We start from the raw sequence: 1,073 nt of genomic DNA, 5'->3' as shown, positions 1-1,073 counted from the left end.
CATACGGCCGATGGCGCAAAAGAAGTTACCGTCTGGTGCTCCAACGACTATCTCGGCATGGGCCAGCATCCCAAGGTGATCGAGGCGATGAAGAACGCCATCGACCACTGTGGCGCGGGTGCGGGAGGCACCCGGAATATTTCTGGCACCAACCATCACCACGTCGTGCTCGAACGTGAGCTTGCCGATCTGCACGGCAAGGAAGCGGCACTGATCTTCACATCAGGCTATGTTTCCAACTGGGCGGCGCTCGGCACGCTCGGTGCGAAGATCCCCGGGCTCATCATCTTCTCTGACGCTATGAACCATGCCTCGATGATCGAGGGTATTCGCCACGCCAAGTGCGACAAGGTGATCTGGAAGCACAATGACGTGGCCGATCTCGAAGCCAAGCTCGCTGCCGCCGATCCGAAGGCGCCGAAGCTGATCGCCTTCGAGAGCGTCTATTCGATGGACGGCGATATCGCCCCGATCAAGGAGATCTGCGACCTCGCCGACAAATATGGCGCGATGACCTATCTCGACGAAGTGCATGCCGTCGGCATGTACGGCCCGCGCGGCGGCGGCATTGCCGAACGCGAGGGGCTGATGGACCGTCTGACCGTCATCGAGGGCACGCTCGGCAAGGCCTTCGGCGTCATGGGCGGCTATATCGCCGCGTCGACGGCGCTTTGCGATTTCATCCGTTCGTTTGCCTCCGGCTTCATCTTCACCACCGCGCTGCCGCCGGCACTTGCCGCCGGCGCTGTTGCCTCGATCCAGCACCTGAAGGTCAGCCAGTTCGAGCGCGCCCGCCATCAGGATCGTGTCCGCAAGCTGAGAGCACTGCTCGACCAGCGCGGCATTCCGCATATGCCCAATCCGAGCCATATCGTGCCGGTGCTGGTCGGCGATGCGGCCAAGTGCAAGTGGATCTCCGATCTGCTGCTCGACAATTGCGGCGTCTATGTCCAGCCGATCAACTATCCCACCGTGCCGAAGAAGACCGAGCGCCTGCGCATCACGCCGACGCCGCTGCATTCCGACGCCGATATCGCCCATCTGGTCGAGGCGCTGCATTCGCTCTGGTCGCG

The 1,073-nt window shown here is 62.2% G+C and carries 1 protein-coding gene; it reads left to right on the top strand.

The features are described from left to right. Nucleotides 1–1,073: 5-aminolevulinate synthase (gene hemA / locus OLZ32_RS39155; protein ID WP_264425737.1), on the top strand; the 1,073-nt coding region annotated here is incomplete at both ends.

The sequence above is a fragment of the Rhizobium acaciae genome, assembly GCF_025941625.1.
Classification (GTDB): domain Bacteria; phylum Pseudomonadota; class Alphaproteobacteria; order Rhizobiales; family Rhizobiaceae; genus Rhizobium; species Rhizobium acaciae.
This window is presented reverse-complemented; position numbering and strand designations above follow the sequence as displayed.